This is a genomic window from Leclercia sp., assembly GCF_036780805.1.
GTDB lineage: Bacteria > Pseudomonadota > Gammaproteobacteria > Enterobacterales > Enterobacteriaceae > Enterobacter.
The window spans coordinates 254,601-271,449 of sequence record NZ_DAIQCE010000001.1; the positions used below are offsets into that span (position 1 = coordinate 254,601).

General features: G+C 42.3%; 14 protein-coding genes and 1 riboswitch. Of the genes, 2 read left to right on the forward strand and 12 right to left on the reverse strand.

The features are described 5' to 3' along the window. Positions 1-6 precede the first annotated feature (6 nt). From V7Q49_RS01095 to V7Q49_RS01120, 6 genes are all read right to left on the reverse strand, one after another. On the reverse strand, positions 7-1,473 hold the full coding sequence (locus tag V7Q49_RS01095; protein ID WP_333848889.1) for a pyridoxal phosphate-dependent decarboxylase family protein: 1,467 nt from the start codon (positions 1,471-1,473) through the stop codon (positions 7-9). 18 nt (positions 1,474-1,491) lie between these two features. Continuing rightward, complete coding sequence (locus tag V7Q49_RS01100) at positions 1,492-2,874, reverse strand: diaminobutyrate--2-oxoglutarate transaminase (protein WP_333848890.1); 1,383 nt, start codon at positions 2,872-2,874, stop codon at positions 1,492-1,494. A gap of 226 nt (positions 2,875-3,100) precedes the next feature. After that, the gene (locus V7Q49_RS01105) at positions 3,101-3,577 is read right to left on the reverse strand and encodes a hypothetical protein (protein ID WP_333848891.1); all 477 of its coding nucleotides are present in this window, start codon (positions 3,575-3,577) and stop codon (positions 3,101-3,103) included. Positions 3,578-4,033: 456 nt separating this feature from the next. Continuing rightward, positions 4,034-4,426 (reverse strand): hypothetical protein, encoded by a 393-nt coding sequence (locus tag V7Q49_RS01110; RefSeq protein ID WP_333848893.1) that lies wholly within the window; start codon positions 4,424-4,426, stop codon positions 4,034-4,036. Beyond that, positions 4,423-5,808: a PAAR domain-containing protein gene (locus tag V7Q49_RS01115; protein ID WP_333848894.1), complete on the reverse strand. Its 1,386-nt coding sequence runs from the start codon at positions 5,806-5,808 to the stop codon at positions 4,423-4,425. The genes V7Q49_RS01110 and V7Q49_RS01115 overlap by 4 nt, the downstream gene beginning before the upstream one ends. Beyond that, positions 5,808-6,278, reverse strand: a complete 471-nt coding sequence (locus V7Q49_RS01120) for a PAAR domain-containing protein (RefSeq protein ID WP_333848895.1) — start codon at positions 6,276-6,278, stop codon at positions 5,808-5,810. Before V7Q49_RS01120 ends, V7Q49_RS01115 begins: the two co-directional genes overlap by 1 nt. A 221-nt stretch (positions 6,279-6,499) precedes the next feature. Next, a riboswitch (TPP riboswitch) is annotated at positions 6,500-6,596 on the forward strand. 67 nt (positions 6,597-6,663) lie between these two features. On the opposite strand from V7Q49_RS01120, the gene V7Q49_RS01125 reads away from it, so the two are divergent. Beyond that, positions 6,664-7,965: an integrase gene (locus tag V7Q49_RS01125; protein WP_333848896.1), complete on the forward strand. Its 1,302-nt coding sequence runs from the start codon at positions 6,664-6,666 to the stop codon at positions 7,963-7,965. 225 nt (positions 7,966-8,190) lie between these two features. On the opposite strand, the gene V7Q49_RS01130 is transcribed toward V7Q49_RS01125, so the two are convergent. From V7Q49_RS01130 to V7Q49_RS01140, 3 genes are all read right to left on the reverse strand, one after another. Continuing rightward, positions 8,191-9,186 carry a hypothetical protein gene (locus V7Q49_RS01130; protein WP_137455908.1) on the reverse strand — a complete coding sequence of 332 codons (996 nt, stop codon included), beginning with the start codon at positions 9,184-9,186 and terminating at the stop codon, positions 8,191-8,193. 1 nt (position 9,187) lies between these two features. Further along, a complete protein-coding gene (locus tag V7Q49_RS01135) occupies positions 9,188-10,870 on the reverse strand; it encodes an AAA family ATPase (RefSeq protein ID WP_333848897.1) in 1,683 nt (560 codons plus the stop codon). A gap of 499 nt (positions 10,871-11,369) precedes the next feature. Continuing rightward, positions 11,370-11,945: a recombinase family protein gene (locus V7Q49_RS01140; protein ID WP_333848898.1), complete on the reverse strand. Its 576-nt coding sequence runs from the start codon at positions 11,943-11,945 to the stop codon at positions 11,370-11,372. 471 nt (positions 11,946-12,416) lie between these two features. Between V7Q49_RS01140 and V7Q49_RS01145 the strand changes: the two genes are divergently transcribed. Next, positions 12,417-13,223, forward strand: a complete 807-nt coding sequence (locus V7Q49_RS01145) for a chaperonin (protein ID WP_333848900.1) — start codon at positions 12,417-12,419, stop codon at positions 13,221-13,223. Between the two features lie 42 nt (positions 13,224-13,265). Here V7Q49_RS01145 and V7Q49_RS01150 read toward each other — a convergent pair whose 3' ends face one another. The 3 genes from V7Q49_RS01150 to V7Q49_RS01160 form a co-directional block, all read right to left on the reverse strand. After that, a complete protein-coding gene (locus V7Q49_RS01150; protein ID WP_333848901.1) occupies positions 13,266-13,622 on the reverse strand; it encodes a hypothetical protein in 357 nt (118 codons plus the stop codon). Positions 13,623-13,633: 11 nt separating this feature from the next. Then, on the reverse strand, positions 13,634-14,407 hold the full coding sequence (locus tag V7Q49_RS01155) for a hypothetical protein (protein ID WP_333848902.1): 774 nt from the start codon (positions 14,405-14,407) through the stop codon (positions 13,634-13,636). Between the two features lie 886 nt (positions 14,408-15,293). Continuing rightward, positions 15,294-16,823, reverse strand: coding sequence for a type III restriction endonuclease subunit R (locus V7Q49_RS01160; RefSeq protein ID WP_333848903.1), 1,530 nt, complete (start codon positions 16,821-16,823; stop codon positions 15,294-15,296). Positions 16,824-16,849: the final 26 nt, after the last annotated feature.

Sequence of the window (16,849 nt, forward strand, 5' to 3'; positions counted from 1 at the left end):
AACAACTTACTTCGCCAGCAGCTCGTGCGCCGTGCGTTCCACCAGTGACAGCAGGACTTTAACATCCTCCAGCGTCACAATTGGGTTCAGCAGGGTCAGCTTCAGGCAGGTGATACCGTTATGCTCGGTCACACCAACGTTAGCACGGCCCGATTCCAGCAGCGCATCACCGATCTTCTGGTTAAGCAGCGCAATGGCCGCATCGTCCAGGTTCAGCTCAGGGCGGAAGCGGAACAGCACGCTCGCCAGCTGTGGTGGCATCACCAGCTCCAGCTGTGGCTGTTCGGTCACGTACGCGGCAACCTGCTGCGCCATAGTCACACCGTGATCGATGATCTCAGCGTATTTCTTCTGGCCCAGCGCTTCCAGGCTCATCCACAGCTTCAGCGCGTCGAAACGACGGGTGGTCTGCAGGGATTTGGACACCAGGTTCGGTACGCCAGCCTCTTCATCAAACTCAGAGTTCAGGTACGCCGCCTGATAACGCATCAGCTCATAGTGACGCGCCTCTTTCAGCAGGAACGCACCGCAGCTGATGGTCTGGAAGAACTGCTTGTGGAAGTCCAGGGTAACGGAATCCACCAGTTCGATACCGTCGAGGTAATCGCGATATTTTTCAGACATCAGCAGCGCGCCGCCCCAGGCCGCATCCACGTGAACCCAGATATTCTGCTTCGCCGCCAGCTCTGCAATCGCCCGCAGCGGATCGATAGCGCCCGCATCGGTGGTGCCCGCGGTGGCAACGATCGCCAGAATCTGTTCGCCGTTGGCATTGCACTGCTCGATTTTCGCCGCCAGATCGGTCAGATCCATACGCGAACATGCGTCAGTTTTCACCTGGATAACGGACTGATAGCCTAGGCCCATCAGCGCCATGTTTTTCTGGACGGAGAAGTGCGCGCTGTCGGAGCACAGCACCCGGATCTTACGCAGATCGCCCACCAGACCATCCTGCTGGACGGAGTGGCCCTGACGCGCGAAGAAAGCATCGCGCGCCAGCATCAGACCCATCATGTTGCTCTGGGTGCCGCCGCTGGTGAAGACACCGGCATCGCCAGGCTGGTAACCCAGACGGGTACGCAGCCACTCGATCAGTTTTATCTCGATAATGGTCGCAGACGGGCTCTGATCCCAGGAGTCCATGCTCTGGTTAGTGGCGTTGATCATCACTTCCGCCGCCTGGCTTACCACCAGGCTCGGGCAGTGGAGGTGCGCCACGCACTGCGGATGGTGCACCGCCAGGCTATCTTTCAGGAAATATTCAACGGCACGCTCGATGGCGGTCTCGTTGCCCAGCCCTTCCGGGCTGAACTCCAGGTTGATACGTTCGCGCAGCTCGGCGACCGTTTTACCCTGGTACATTTCCGGCTGTTTCAGCCACTGCATAACCGCCTGGGTGCTCTGCTCGATGGCCTGCTGATAGGCTTCGATGCTTTGCGCCGACGACGACAAAATCGGGTTTAAATCTGACATTGTATCCATTGTCTCCGGTTAGGCTGGGCGAACGCCCGCAGCAAGCAGCGCCTGCTCAAATTTGTCCAGGAACACGTTCAGCTCCCGATCGCTGATCAGCAGGGAAGGCAGCAGACGCACAACGTTACCGTTACGGCCGCCACGCTCCAGAATCAGACCGGCTTCGAAGCACTTCTTCTGGATTAGCGCAGACAGCTCACCGTCGCCCGGGAAGCAGCCCATGTGGTCGGCAGCTTCGTGCGGTTTAACGATCTCGATACCAATCATCATGCCCAGACCGCGCACGTGACCAATAACCGGATAGCGTTTCTGCAGCTCAACCAGCTTCGCTTTCAGCCACTCGCCCTGGGCGGCAACTTTATCGGCGATGTTCTGCTCTTTGAGGATCTGCAGGGTGGTGAGGCCGGTCGCCATCGCCAGCTGGTTGCCACGGAAGGTACCGGTATGGTGACCCGGAGACCAGGCATCGAACTGCTTTTTGATACCAAGAACGGCCAGCGGCAGACCGCCACCGACGGCTTTGGACATCACCACGATGTCTGGCTGGATACCCGCATGTTCGAAGGCGAAGAATTTACCGGTACGGGCAAAGCCCGCCTGGACTTCGTCGAGGATCAGCAGAATGCCGTGCTCTTCGGTCACTTTACGGATGCGCTGCAGCCACTCAACCGGGGCCGGGTTCACGCCGCCTTCGCCCTGGACTGCTTCCAGGATCACGGCAGCAGGTTTACGCACGCCGCTCTCGACGTCGTTGATCAGGTTTTCGAAGTAGTAGGTCAGCGCTTTCACGCCCGCTTCACCGCCGATACCCAGCGGGCAGCGGTACTGGTGCGGGTAAGGCATGAACTGCACTTCCGGCATCATGCCGTCAACCGCTTCTTTCGGAGACAGGTTGCCGGTCACGGACAGTGCGCCGTGGGTCATGCCGTGATAAGCACCGGAGAAGCTGATAATGCCGCTACGGCCGGTTACTTTTTTCGCCAGCTTCAGCGCGGCTTCAACGGCGTCCGCACCGGATGGGCCGGTAAACTGCAGGCAGTACTCTTTGCCCTGACCTGGCAGCACGGAGAGCAGGTATTCTGAGAACGCGTCTTTCAACGGCGTGGTCAGATCCAGGGTATGTAACGGCAAGCCGCTGGTAATGACACTTTGGATGCTTTTCAGCACATCAGGATGGTTATGACCCAGCGCCAGCGTTCCCGCACCGGCCAGGCAATCAAGATACTCTTTGTTATCCGCATCGGTGATCCACACCCCGTCCGCCTTAGTAATGGCTAAAGGCAGTTTGCGCGGATAACTCCTGACATTGGATTCCATTTCGGCCTGACGGGCCAGATAGGTTTCGTTGGTTTTGAAAGAAGAGGCATTCAAAGTATCAATACGGACTTTATCCGTCATCATATCACTCCTACAACCGCAGCTCAGCACGTGGCCACGATTGAATAATTAATTAAGAAAATGAGAAGGGCATCAAAAATCGCGGCCAATATAGAGCCTTTTTGCGCGGGGCTCAATGGTTAATTGTTTATCGTTTTGTTACGCGCGTTGAAACAACGCGCGTAAGCCGTAACCCCGCATGGCAACTGAGGTTTCCTGGGGGGCGCTCTGCGTAAAAAAGTGGGGTATTTTAGAATGCTTTAGGACTACTTTGGACAACGTTCAGAATCCCATGATCGCGGCCCTTGGTTTTATTCCATGATGCGTCGGTGACGCCGTCCGCATCGAGAGAGATTGACAGGATATAACCCGCCCCTTTGATCTCGTAGAAGTTCGCACTGGAACGCTTCACCGTGGCTTTCTTGCCGTTGATGGTGGCCTGGGTGAAACCATTGTTGATGGTGGCTTTGATGCCGTTTGCGCTAAAAGAGGCTTCACGCAGCGGGTCGGCAACATGGGCCGCCTGCGCATGTTGTGTTGCGGCCTGGGCATTTTCCAGGGCCTGTTTTTCAGCGGCGGCATTGATGGTGGCCTGACGGTTCTGGTCGGCAACATAACAGGCATCACGGCTGACGCCCTTTGCCTCACACTGCGCTAAACGCTGCTCCTCTGAGACGCAGCCCGCCAGAAGCGCCGCAACCATACCCACCAACAGAATCTTTTTCATACATTAACCTTTAATAAATTAAGAGATTATTGATTTATTAATCAATAGTTTAGTTGTTTTTATGCATGCAGCTATTATCACGTCGTTTCTATAAAAGTAACGAGGTGATGACTATCACGGAAGGCAGGGTGTTACTACTTGACGAAGATCACATTTCGCACGAATAGCTAAAATGATGGGAGTAATCCTGGCGAGGAGTAGTGGCAGCAGAGGGGGCTTGCTATTGCCAGACGCATCCTCTATTGCATTCCGTTTATCATAGTGTCTGCTTTTCGGCATTGCTGATTGGGTGAAAAACATTGTTTACCTACAGCAGACTATAGGCCACGAGAAGAGCGGAGGAATTACAAACGCTATCTACATACGTCTCCTCTGTTCACATTTTTATGTAATTAACTGGAGATAATTTTTAATAAAAAATGCAAGGGGCAGTGAAGCCCCATGGTCAATCTAAAATCATGCTTTTTCAAGTTTAAAAATAATTAACAACCCAATAAAGCTTAATAATCCAATTACTGTTGCAAGGTATTTTCTATAAAACCATGAAATTTCAGATCTATCTAATTCCTTAAAAAAATTGACTTCTTCTTTTGTTAATATCTTTTTTGTTGCAGGAAAGTTCGTGAAAAACAATGCACAAATCAAATAGGACTCTTTATAACCCCAAAAGAAAAAACCACCATTTTTCCCAACCGCCATTGAAAATGGCATGTATCCAAATTTTTTATTAAATTTTTCTGCTATAGCGTCAAATTTCTTTTCTGTAAATTTCCCATAGGCCAGATAGAATAATAAAGATAGTAAAAATAAGGACGATAAAATGATTATAATCCAATCAAATGGTTTCACTTGCCCTCCTCGATCACACTATAGAGCGAGTTACCTATTTTCTCTCCTCCCCAGCTACCAGCCTCACCGCCAGCGTAACCTAAAGTCCCGCCCGCAATTATGGTACAAACTAAGCCGCCTGTTCCGGCGGTTCCAATGCCAATAGCAATGCACAGAGGTACAGCAAGAGAGCCTGTTAAAATACCACCACCAACTGCTCCAGAGAAACTACCTATTTCAGTGTATGCCTTTTTGGTACATTCAGCTTCACGACCAATTGAACAAGCCTCATTTATCTCATTTATTGAGTGAATTGCACTGAACCCAATACCTAAATAACCAGTGTAACGCATTGCTTTTACGTATTTAGCTGCCCGTTCAATGTGGGCAGCGTAGCCTTCAATGTCACCGATCCCCGTTTCGTTCCATTTGTGGGTAATAGAACTGCTGGAGAGGCCGAGTGCATTTTTTATTTTGGTATACTCGCCGAATTTCATAGCCTTATTCAGGAAGCTGACTTTGAGTATGGATTCAAGTTCTTTAAACAACTGGCTACGTCTGACATAAAATTGTTCACCAATCAATGAGCCTCTGGTTATGTAGGTATTCTTATACGTGTCTTGAATCTCCTTGAGTATTTTTTCGATACTCTCAAAGTATTTTCCAACAGGATCAGCAGCAAGGCCAATTCCCGTATCAGCGTAGCTGGTGAAATTAGCTATGGTAGCGTAATGCTTATGTAGGAAGTTAGCTTCCTCGTGTGTCAGCGGCTCAAGGGCTACATCAATCCGTGCTTTTGCATTCTGCATGTGGGCGATCTGTTCGTCGTCCTGCTTGTCAGGATCAACCAGAAGCATAATAGACCCGGCTTTATAGCTTTTGTCTGCACCATTCAGCGTGGCGAATAACTCTTTGGCTCCTGCTGGTGGGTTTTCAGTGAACAGCAGACGTTGCCAGGCCTCTGTGGTACCGCCATAGGGGAGAACGGCAAAACCTGCATCTATGCCCGTTTTCTTCTTCGCGGCCTGGGCGTGCTGCGCTGGTTCTGGCTCAATCGGCCCAGGGAGTACGGGCATCTCGACGAGGTGAGATAGATCGGTGTGCGTTACTGCTGCTTCTCCACCAAGCTCGTAATCATCATCAAAGTTTGAAGGGACGAATTTCGATTTGCAGGGGCAGGAGCTATAGCTGTGCAGCGTTCCAGCAATCCTTTTACTATGTATATAGTCGGTATCAAGACCGCCACAGATACGGTAACGACCTGGATGTTTACCACAGGTCACTTGATGGCCTTCACAAGCCATGTCTTTACCGAAAAACTGGTGATCGGTACATCCTTCAAGAATTCTTCCACCGCATACTGTCTTATCACCCCTGAACAGAAAGTAACCTTTGGCTGCCATTAGTGCTTACTCCCTGGCATGGTCAGGAATCCTTTCGGGAATGTGTCACCTTCACGGAAAACCAGTCTGCTGCCGGATTGTGGTGTTGAGATTATTTCGTCTCCGTTCTCCAGCATACTTCCCACCAGTGCCGCAGATGCGCCCTGCATAATACGCGCTCCACCTGCTCCGGAAATAATCGTGGCTTCACTGCCGTCAGCGTAAACAACTTTATCCCCAACTCGTGCCATTTTATATCCGCCAGCCGTACTACTTCCCGAAACATTGCGGATCACTCCCCCGTTGCGGGTAACGCTTCCAACGACAGCGAATCGAAAAATGTGAGTTACCGGGCGGCTAACTTGTTGGTTAAAATTTTCATACTCTCCGCGTGTCTTGCTGTCACAGCTTGCTAAGAAATCTTTGTCGTAGGGTGGCTGTGAAGATGATTCACGAAGTTCAGGCGTGAGCTCATTGGTATATTGCTGCATAAGTCCCTCTACTTGTTATAAAAATAATCCTCATGGTCATTTTACAAACAATCACTACATGCGCAATAAGTATTAGATTTAAGTGAAACTACGTTTCGTAACAGTTGATCTTCCACAAAAGCACATTTCAACAGTGCTTTAGTGAGAGGGGTTGTATCTCTGTTTGCCTGCTGGCATGATCCTGACCGGGATTAATGCAGAGCACTAATCACCAGTTTGATGTAAATGACTCGGGGTGCCCTTCTTCGTTGAAGGCTGAGAAATACCCGTACCACCTGATCTGGATAATGCCAGCGTAGGGGGCCAAAATTTGGCCTACTTATCATGAGATTGCATTTCTTTTTGTCCGTGCTGAATGCACTTGAGGTACAAAAAGGGCTTAATCATGAGGTACAAAACTCTTCCATACACGTTTCAACGAAACGGCAATTACTATCTGCAAATCCGGCTTTCAAATGGCAGGATGTATAAAAAATCTCTTCTCACTGATAGTTATCGTGAAGCATCTGCTTTGATGATTGGTGTTATTCCACACATTCCTTTTGTTAAATCATTAGTCACACCGATCCCGATGTTTGATGCCTTTGTGTCAAACCTGATTATGTCAGAACGTAAATCTCTGAAAGTTCCGCAGTTATTCAGTCAGCCGATTATTGTACCTACTGAAATCGTTGAGACAGGGGCACAAGTTGTAACGGAAGAAGTGTTAACCCTTTCTGATGCTTGGGCTATGTACAAAGACGAAAAAGGGCGTAAATGGACAAAATCGATCTCAATGGCAAATGAGCGTTACATAGAAGTGTTGCTAACTGTCTTGGGGGGAGAAACTGATGTAACAATGATCACAAAGCAGGACATTAAGCAGGTGATGGAAGTGGTTGAAAATCTCCCTAAGCGTACTGTTCAGCCATATCGCTCAATGACCATTCGGCAGTTGATAGATTGTGATGACGTACCAACTGATGAGCTTGTGGGCGTTGAGGCTATCCATAAGCATCTCAAGCTCTACAAATCCTTATTCAAAACATTTCTCACTGAAGGCAAAGATATTTTACCTAAGTCGCCAACTGATGGCGTAGTGGCGGCACCATCAAAAGCCAGATTTGGTGCATACAGTTTGGCAGAGATGAAGAAGTTTGTAGAGTGGGCACTTAAGCAGTCGGATGGTTGGCCAAAGTGGATTACATTATTGTTGGCGTACACTGGGGCCAGGAGAGGTGAAATTGCCAAACTGGAAAAATCACAAATCAAATATGATGAGGATAGTCAGCGATATTATTTCCTGATTGCAGAAGGAGGGCAGGGGAAAACAGAAAATGCCACCCGGCAAGTAGTGATCCACCCTTTGTTGATCGAATGGGGTTTCATGGAATACGTTGATCGCCAGTGGAAAGAGCGGATTTTTTCAGAAGTGGCAGGTACGAACATGACGAAGATAGGTAAAGAATTTGCTGATGTGCGTAATCAGCTTGGCATTCCGTACTTAGATGATTTTGGACAGCGGAGGCTGCTGCATAGCATTCGTCACTCTGTTTGCTCTGCTGCGATGGCTGGATGGGTTAAGAACATCTTGCACCTGCAACAAACGGTAGGCCATGAGAAAAGTGGTGGGATTACAAAACGCTATTTGCATACGTTTCCGCTAACAACAGTTAGTTATGTGATTGATGGAATTTGTTGGATTTGAAATTAACAATTCGCAGCACGATATAGTTATGATAATAGAGGTCTTATTAACCTATCGGTTAGACTACAATGTTAATGTAGAGTTTTGTTTTTTAGCAAAGATTTAATCTTATAGAAAAAAATTGTTTTTTTATATAGTGCATGTAATCTTTAATAAACGAACTACCTTGGCAACCTTAAATTAAAAGGTTGCCAAGGTAAGCTTTTTTAATATTATGAAATCTAATTAAAATTTAACAGCGTAGTGTACGCAGCAACAATGCCTTCCTTCAATTTCAAAGTGTTGAGTTAACTTTCTTAATGATGAGTATAAAGTTGGTTCTACAATTGTTTCTGTAATAATTATTGGTTCAGGAAGTTCAAATATTTCAACATTCAATCCTGTAACATGAGAGACGTAACGCCCCCACCATTCTTCAAAGCGAGAGCCTGTGTAGTAAGTTATCAAAAAATTCTTATTAACACGGAGAGGGTTATAATTATTAAGCAATTTTTTATAATGTAAAGCTATATACGAAGAATTGATGCAATCTAAAATCATCGCTTCGATAATCGTAAAAAGGAATCCTTGCTCTTCAATTACTAAATCTAACTCTCCAGCACTATTACCTGCCGAGGATAATCCTTCCCTTGTTTGATCTTTAACTTCATAATGCTTACATAAAAGCAAATTACGTAAATGATCATTAAAATCATCCTCTGTATTTCCTTTGCTTTTAGTTCGAGCTAATCTATGTAATATCCAACCAATATCATGAGACAGTTCTTCAAAAGAAATTTTTCTATTGAGAGTGCTGTGAATATTTTCCGGCGTTAAATTTTGTAAATTATAAAGTGAGATTCTTTGATTTATTAACTCATCCATGAAAGGGCGATAACGTTCATTATTGGCGGTGATTATTTTTTTATCAAAAGTAGTCACCGCCTTTTGTACAATATCAAATATAATATCTTCAACAGATGAATTAATATTAGTATCTGTTTTGAGTACCTTACCGTCACTTCGAACGTCTAATTGATTCTGCCAAACTTTATATAAAGAAAAGGCATTTGCATCAGTTTCAACAGCTTTACTATATTCTAAAGTCAATCTACCTTGAGAATCGGTAATTATTTGATCATCAGATTGCAGCAAAACACGAAGGAAAACATTATTAAATACCAAAGGATCAGAAATATGATTTGCAATAAAATCAGGGCAAATACAATGAGCATTTGGCATTTCAGTTCACCCCATTTTTATTCAGCATTCTGTCTAATTTTTTCTGCTGAATAAGTATAGTATCACTTATTTCCACATCCATGAATTCAGAAGGCCAAGATATATCTCCATCAGGAGAAACAGGGATTTTTCTCATGTTGGTTTTGTTACCAAGTTTATCTCTTTCAAGATAATACATGGCTAAGTCATTTTCTGAAAGAAGGCTATCTTCATCTACGATACGTAATCTTAATCTACGTACTAAAGCATCACTATGAGTTTCAATAATGAACTTCTTAGATGAATTTAAAGCAATCCTTATTAAAGCATCAGTTAACCAAGCTTGCATTTTTGGATGCAAGTGAATTTCAGGTTGTTCAATTATAGTTATAGAGTTAGCAGGTGAAAGATATGCCTGAACTAAAATAGGTAGTACCTGAGAAATACCAAATCCAACATCTGTTAACTCTAAATTTACGGCATCTTGGTTGACGGTAATTTTATGGATGATATCATTAACTTTCTCAACTTCAACAGCTATATTAAACTCGGAGAATAATTCGTTAATAGAATCTTTAATATGTTCATTGTTCTTTAATACTTCTGCTAATTCAGTGCCATCAAAAGCGTTGAGTTGACTATGATATATAGCTTTGTCTAAGAGGTAATATCTTTGTGGTAAGGCTCGCAAAGGGCTCACATGATTAATACTAACCCCATAAAAGGATTTTTTTAATTCTTTAAAGGAAGATGCAAGTACTTTTGAAAAATAAACAGCAACAGGATTAATTGATTCTGAGAAATATGCACTGGGAGAGGATCTTAATCCGGGTTCAGTGCTAAAAACAATTAGTGAATTGAAGTCTATAAATTTTTTAATATCATTTTTAGAACGCCTTAAAATATCATTGTCGATTATATCGGAAGATAATTCAATTTCATTTTGACGCTCTACAGCCACGCAAAGTATTGATTCTTCGAGTTTATTAACTAATTTTGCTTCTATTAATGTAATGCAATCTCGTCTTTTATTATATTGGAATTTATATGTTATTTTTTGTGCGGCCAGTTTACTTAACGGGACAGTTAATAATCCAGTTAGACAATCACTGATTCGTTGATAGGAAACATTTTCAATAAACTGTTGTAACGGTTTAGACGATGGCATTTTAGCTTTGCTATAAAGCTCTTGTCTATTAGCCCTATAGAGTCGGATAAGAGAACATATTTTAGATGATATTTTTTTTAACTGTTTGTTGTTGAAGCTATCGTTAGAATAATAAAATTCTTCTAATTCATTTAAGACAGGAAAAACTTTTTCATAAAGATTTTTATCCCTCCTAAAAACTTGGAAAATAAATCTTGAGAAAGCGAAGTGGGTTTCCATACATTCTCTTTTTGCCATGTCAATTTGAGATTTTATGGAACTTTGATCATCAAATTCAAAAGTAAAAGAGATTATGTTCTCTGATTTTTTATCTTTTATAATATTTAAAGATTCACCCATTCCAACTCGATTACCATTTAACCGGAATGGGGTTTCAGTATGAGAGGAAGTTTCGATTGACTGTGCTAACATTAAAAAAGAATTTAATATAGCACTTTTACCACAGCTATTTGCCCCTAAAAGAATAGTTAATGGTTTAAGATCAAGTTGGAAGGACTCAAAAGCTTTATAATTACCACCTGAAAATCTTAGTAACATAAAAACTCCATATTCTATTGTTTATTCTAATTAATTTGACAACCACATAAAAAGTATATCCTTAAAGTTATTTTTTTTCCATAATTATTTTCGTGTAAATTATATTAAATATCAATGGGTTATGTCTTGATTGGAAACTAAGCTTGTTCGATATCTTTACTCCTCATTCAGTATGTTTTCATTCATTAGATTGTATTTTTAGAAATACCTTTTAAGCTGGTTTAATATCTTTCTCATGAATAATCCTGACTTACAGCAACAATTTATGTGTAGCGATTAAGCATGCTAAATCGCTGCATATCGAATCTACTTCTAAAGCTTGATTGAGTGTTGTGAACTGCCTTGATTGTTCATTTCTACACTTTATAATTAATCGCAACAGACAAATCAATACAATGTTGGAAGTTACACAGAATTAATTACATGCTCGTTATGGATATCGAGAGGATTCGAACAGTACTAAACTGCAAGCCCTTTGACTTTATCCCCTCCTACTATATCAGCGTTCAATGCTGCTAATACTGGCAAGCATTTCTTTCTTTACACGAAAAACTGTAGCCCTGCCGCAATCACATAACTTTGCGATCTCGTCTGGTGTATTCTTCCCGGCCTGTAACATATCGATAATCTTGTTATGTAGTTCTTGGTTCTTTTGCTTGCCTTTGTACTTCCCTGCTTCTTTGGCAAGAATAATCCCCTCGTTGCGGCGTGATGCGATCATACCTCGTTCAAATTCAGCAACGGCTCCCATCATGGTTAGGATCAGGCGTGATTGTGGGGAGTTATCAAAGCTCATTGAGTTAGCCAGGAACTGAACAGCGATCCCACGAGCAACCAGGTTATCAATTATTTCCAGTAAATCGCGAGTATTGCGGGCCAGGCGGTCGATGCTGTGGGCTACGAGCGTGTCACCTTCGCGGAGGTGTGAAAGCAGATTCAACAATTCAGGTCTTTCGCTGGTGGATTTGCCTGATTCTTTCTCTGTAACGATTTTATCGCAAACAGGTTCAAGTATTGTTAGCTGACGCTGAAGGTTTTGGTCCTTACTTGAAATTCTCGCATATCCGAAAATCATTTCCTTGCCCTCACTCGCTGTAAGTATCATTTTAATTAACCTAATGATACAGTATCATTTAAATTCAATCAATTTCTAAATGATACAAAGCAGGGCAGGAAAACGGAGTATCGTTGGGGAGTACCCAAAAGAGATTCTTGATCGTTCCTTTTTTAGGCACTATAGGGTTAGTGGGAAGTTCGGCACTGAGATCTGAGTACATGGAATTTTGTCGGCAGGGTTGAACCTGATCAGGCGAACGAAATTTTAAATCAGACGGAAAAAAACTGATTGTACTTTTATCTCAGTAAACGATCCCTTTAACTTTTTTATCAAAAATCGAGATGCCTGGGATTAGATAGTTTTTTGCACTAAAGGCGGGTACCTTATCCGCATTCTTAAATGCGAAGGCTGTTAAGGAGATTAAGATAGAAATGCGTAGGTTACCTATTTGCGATAAAATCAGTCCAGAGTGCTATTCCGAGGTTTCTTATGGGTAAAATTTCCGAACGTTTGAGACATGCAAGAATTAGTGAGGGGCATTGCGTCATTTGCGGTTCATATGGTCTATTAAGTAAGGATCATGTACCACCTCGTTGTGCAACGACTATTCAACCAATGTTTCAAAAAACAGTGTCTGAACATTATTCCTCTGATGAAATAAAACCAATAAATGCCCACGCCGGAGCGACATTTAAAACCATATGCAAGAATTGTAATGGCAACATACTTGGGAGTTTGGATCATGAGATCAAAGTTCCCATCGAGAACTTTATAAATCAACTTAGGCAATATTTAGCTGGTGTTCATTTTTACGGAAACATTATCTCGACGCCTTTCAATGCAGTACCTTTTTTGCGTGCAATGGTGGGTCATTTACTCGCAGCAACATCCGTAGAAGTATGCAAAAGTGATCTTATTGATAGTGAATATTACACGCCATTAAGGAAATTTGTTTTAGGAGAAAATAAAAAAATAGGAGATACTCATGATTTCTATTATTGGTTTTATCCTAACAGAACACAGATAACAGCTCAGCAAACTTCGTTTTTTAACAACGGACATCTTTGCCACTGTAGCTGTATGCACTTCTTCCCTATGGCTTTTTTAATTACTTTTAAAGATGAAGGGACATATCCGGCACATGCTTCTAAATTAAAAATAAATGACGAAAAGTTATATTTCAATATGACTCAAGGGAATTTGGACTATGTTGCATTTCCATTCACAACCCTTAAAGGAAATGAAATGTTGCTGATGACAGACAGTTTTACTTCAGCAAGTTACCCTCAGAAATAAAGTCCCAAAAGGCCGCTTACGCGACCTCTTTTAACACAGCAATCATTGAGAGCGATCAAGTACCATGTACGCTGGCTCGCACATGCTGCCGCGTTCCTGTAGCCAGTAGTAATCAAGATCGGCTACACGCACATTCAGCCCTGCATCCACACGGTTGATCTGTAACCGTAGCCCTACAGTATCCTTGTAAGATAAACCAGCTTTAACGTTGTACTTGTACTTAACCCCGCTTTCTTCTTCAAATGATCTGAGATAAGGGGTAATTTGCTTCTGAATTTCTTTTAAACAAATAACTTCATTGCCAATAACAAAGGGCTTTTCGATTTTCCCGTCCGGTACTGCCGCTATTGACGAAACAGAGCAACAACATAACAGTGCTGCTATAGAAGCCTTTTTCATTTTAATCTTCCTTATTGAAGTGCAGTACTTAATACTTCACCAGTATCAGCATTGAACGTACAGGAGTACTCTATATTTTTAAACGCACCGAAACCGTTTTGAGCCTGTGCTCTGTGTCCGTAAAGAGTGACTAATTTCTTGTCCTTGTCGTACCAGTTATATGAAGAGAATTTTGGTTCAGTAATTCCGTCAGTCCATTTAAACTGGTACTGAGCAGAATTTTCTACGGCAACCTTACAAATATAGTCTCCTGCTTTATGTTTTGAAGCGTAGCAATGAGCATCATCGAGACATTTAGCTTCTTCCTCTTTTGCCTGTCGTTCTTTTTCGGCGGCAAGAGTGGCATCCTGAGCGGCCTTTTCTGCGGCTTTGATGCGTTGTTCTTCGGCAAATTTAGTGTAGTCAGCAACATTCGAAATATTATTTTCACGGGCTATAGAAAACTCTTTACCGTCTTTAAAACCAAGTTTATGTGCTCTGGCTTCATCACTTGATGAGCGGGCAGCACTTGCCACAAAAGCAAGCACAATGATCAGTACTGGCACTGTATAATTATTAACGAATTTATAAGGTAGGTACTTAGATTTCAGTGTTCCAAATACCAGCACTGACCAGCCTATAGCCGTAATACATGCCAGTAGTTGGCACAATCCTGCGACTGTAAGCATCACTACCGACCAGATTCCCGTACCTATTGCGAAAAGATCACCAAACTTCTCCATTGACGCAAGGAGTAAAAATACTCCCCAAATGCCATATATTCCTATTTTTAAATATTTACTCACCGTAATTATCCTTTATGAATTTTCCAAGTAGATGGTTCGTTCCATTTGTATTATCGGCAATAATTCGTTTGCCTTTAGGAAGCGTCCTTAAAAAGGAATCCCCCAAAATCCATAGATTATTAGTTGTACAACTCTCATAGTTTTGTCGCTCTCGTTAGCTTCTTTCAGGCCAAAAGTACGGACTTAAGGCCGTCCGTATTTAGGTACTCAAGAGTAACACGCACGCCAATATCGATCGATATTAACGATTAATATTTCACAAATTGATCGTTAAAAACTATCAAAATCTATTAATTCAATACAAATCAATAGGTAAAATCGATCAAGCGGATTCTTCATCCATATAAGTGGTTATGTACCTGATTTCAATATGGAGAGATTGGCGATACCATCATGCAAACGCTCTTAAAGCGTCGCTACGCCGTTTTATGGGGTCGGGTATGTCAATAATGAACATCGCATTCAGGGGCTTCCTATGCGTTTTGTCCGAAACACCACCATGAAGGGGGATAGATCGGATCGGGGTCGCTTCGCTCTGTTCAGTACTGATAGGGCTTTTCCAGTAACTGAAACAGCAGACACCCCGCTAAGTACTTAAAGGAATTATTAGTAGAATAAGTAAGGAAATAACAGGCAGTTATGTACTTACTGACAGAACAATAAAACGCGATTGGGTTCGCTCTGTAAGTGACTGAAGGGAACGCAGCAGTAGAGCCGAATCCAGCGAACAGTACTCGCTTGCGGGTACTGTTTAATCGTTTTATATGTATAACAATGAGATAAGCTATCAAGTACTCACTCCGTGAGTACTCTTACTAACTACCCGAAACAGTTCGCTTGCTTCGCCGCGTCTGCTTTCAGGTAGTTAATTCGCTTTCGCTCGTTGTTATGTCCGAAATTTATTAACTAAAGGTTTATAAGGTATTATTTTTCGGACATTTATCCGTTTATATGTTGGGGTTTTGAGCTTCAATTTCTGCTTGTTTTTTTGTATTTCATTTTCGTATTTTTCCCACATGGCCTTTTTTTCTTCAGTGCTCAGATTTGCGTTGGTAGAACTGGCAAGAAACGCCCTGAACGCTTTTAAATCAAGCCCTGGATTGCTGCGTTTCCAACGGCGAAAACGCTTTGCTTTGGTATCATCAAGAGTGAAACGCTTTTCCTTGTTCATGGAGCCTTGCGGTCTGCCTCTCTGCCCTTGCTCGTCGTCATCAATACCGAGATCTATGTACTCAATATTATCCGTAAGTGATCTGGCCTGCCATTCATCAAAAACATAAACGGTCTGGGTTTCAGTACTTTCAAAATTCCTCGAAATCCCTCGTAGTACGAACTGGTGTAAACTTTCATACTCCCTCGCAAGGTGAATCGCCTCGCCGTCAATCTCAAAGAACAATTCACACTGTTTAGCCTCTGTTTCAGAGGGACGCATACAAGCCAACCAGACGCACGTCATAAGGTGATGGTACTGGTTCAATCCTCTGGCATCCGGGCTTATCTCTTTGCCATTTTTAAGACTCTGAGAATCGCTTTTGTTCTTTGTCCAATAGAATTCCTTCTTCTCAAGCTTTTTATCAATATAAGTGTATATTTTTTGTGCTTTATCAGGATTGTTAGTTTTCCATGTTCTTGATAGTTTGAATTTTTTTGAAAAGTAATAAACTTTTAATCTGTCTTTAAGTTCTGTTTTGCGTTTCAGTAATCCTTCAAGTTCAGTACTTTTAAATAATTCTTTATTTCCTTTATAGATCAACGAGTTTTCGAAATTAGCCCCAAGAAAGGTAATTGATACATCTTTGTACTTATTGAGATCTTTCCATGCCGTGATATTAAGCTGTACTTTTTCAGGATTAGTAAAGTATTCATTATTCAGGATAAAAATATCGTTATCATTTAAAACGGAAAATTCTTTGTTAACTATATTTTTCATTATGTCCCCCTGTTCATCAGGGTTTCTTTTTGCGGCAATATACATATTATTATTATCTAACGACTGTATACCTTTAATGAATGCCTCGTATATTATTTTTTTAATTTCAGTACTTCCATCATTGATGCTCTGGAAAGAGTGGAAATTAGTCACATCATCTATGTAAACAACTCTGTCGGATAGAAGTTCAACAGGTATTTTGAAAAACGTTTTATCCGTTATGATTAGTGTTTTTTTGCATCCCGATGAAAGAAAGTTAATGACAGAACTAATAACACTTTCCTCTCTTGAGACTGTATCAGTAATAATATACATACAATTATTAATTTTCTTTGCTGTCTGCTTAATAAGTTCTTGTGTATTTTGTACTACAATATATTTTTCAGTGCTGTTATTGATTATATTACATATAGCGGTAGTTTTACCTGAACCACATTCAGCAGATACGTACTTAAATTTGGTAAAGATAGATGTAGGATTAATCATTTGTACATGCTCCATATTGATTAATT

Bases quoted from the DNA above. Each gene is read 5' to 3' on its own strand.
- V7Q49_RS01095 (WP_333848889.1), bottom strand. From the start codon at position 1,473: ATGTCAGATTTAAACCCGATTTTGTCGTCGTCGGCGCAAAGCATCGAA.
- V7Q49_RS01100 (WP_333848890.1), bottom strand. From the start codon at position 2,874: ATGATGACGGATAAAGTCCGTATTGATACTTTGAATGCCTCTTCTTTC.
- V7Q49_RS01105 (WP_333848891.1), bottom strand. From the start codon at position 3,577: ATGAAAAAGATTCTGTTGGTGGGTATGGTTGCGGCGCTTCTGGCGGGC.
- V7Q49_RS01115 (WP_333848894.1), bottom strand. From the start codon at position 5,808: ATGGCAGCCAAAGGTTACTTTCTGTTCAGGGGTGATAAGACAGTATGC.
- V7Q49_RS01120 (WP_333848895.1), bottom strand. From the start codon at position 6,278: ATGCAGCAATATACCAATGAGCTCACGCCTGAACTTCGTGAATCATCT.
- V7Q49_RS01125 (WP_333848896.1), top strand. From the start codon at position 6,664: ATGAGGTACAAAACTCTTCCATACACGTTTCAACGAAACGGCAATTAC.
- V7Q49_RS01130 (WP_137455908.1), bottom strand. From the start codon at position 9,186: ATGCCAAATGCTCATTGTATTTGCCCTGATTTTATTGCAAATCATATT.
- V7Q49_RS01135 (WP_333848897.1), bottom strand. From the start codon at position 10,870: ATGTTACTAAGATTTTCAGGTGGTAATTATAAAGCTTTTGAGTCCTTC.
- V7Q49_RS01140 (WP_333848898.1), bottom strand. From the start codon at position 11,945: ATGATTTTCGGATATGCGAGAATTTCAAGTAAGGACCAAAACCTTCAG.
- V7Q49_RS01145 (WP_333848900.1), top strand. From the start codon at position 12,417: ATGGGTAAAATTTCCGAACGTTTGAGACATGCAAGAATTAGTGAGGGG.
- V7Q49_RS01150 (WP_333848901.1), bottom strand. From the start codon at position 13,622: ATGAAAAAGGCTTCTATAGCAGCACTGTTATGTTGTTGCTCTGTTTCG.
- V7Q49_RS01160 (WP_333848903.1), bottom strand. From the start codon at position 16,823: ATGATTAATCCTACATCTATCTTTACCAAATTTAAGTACGTATCTGCT.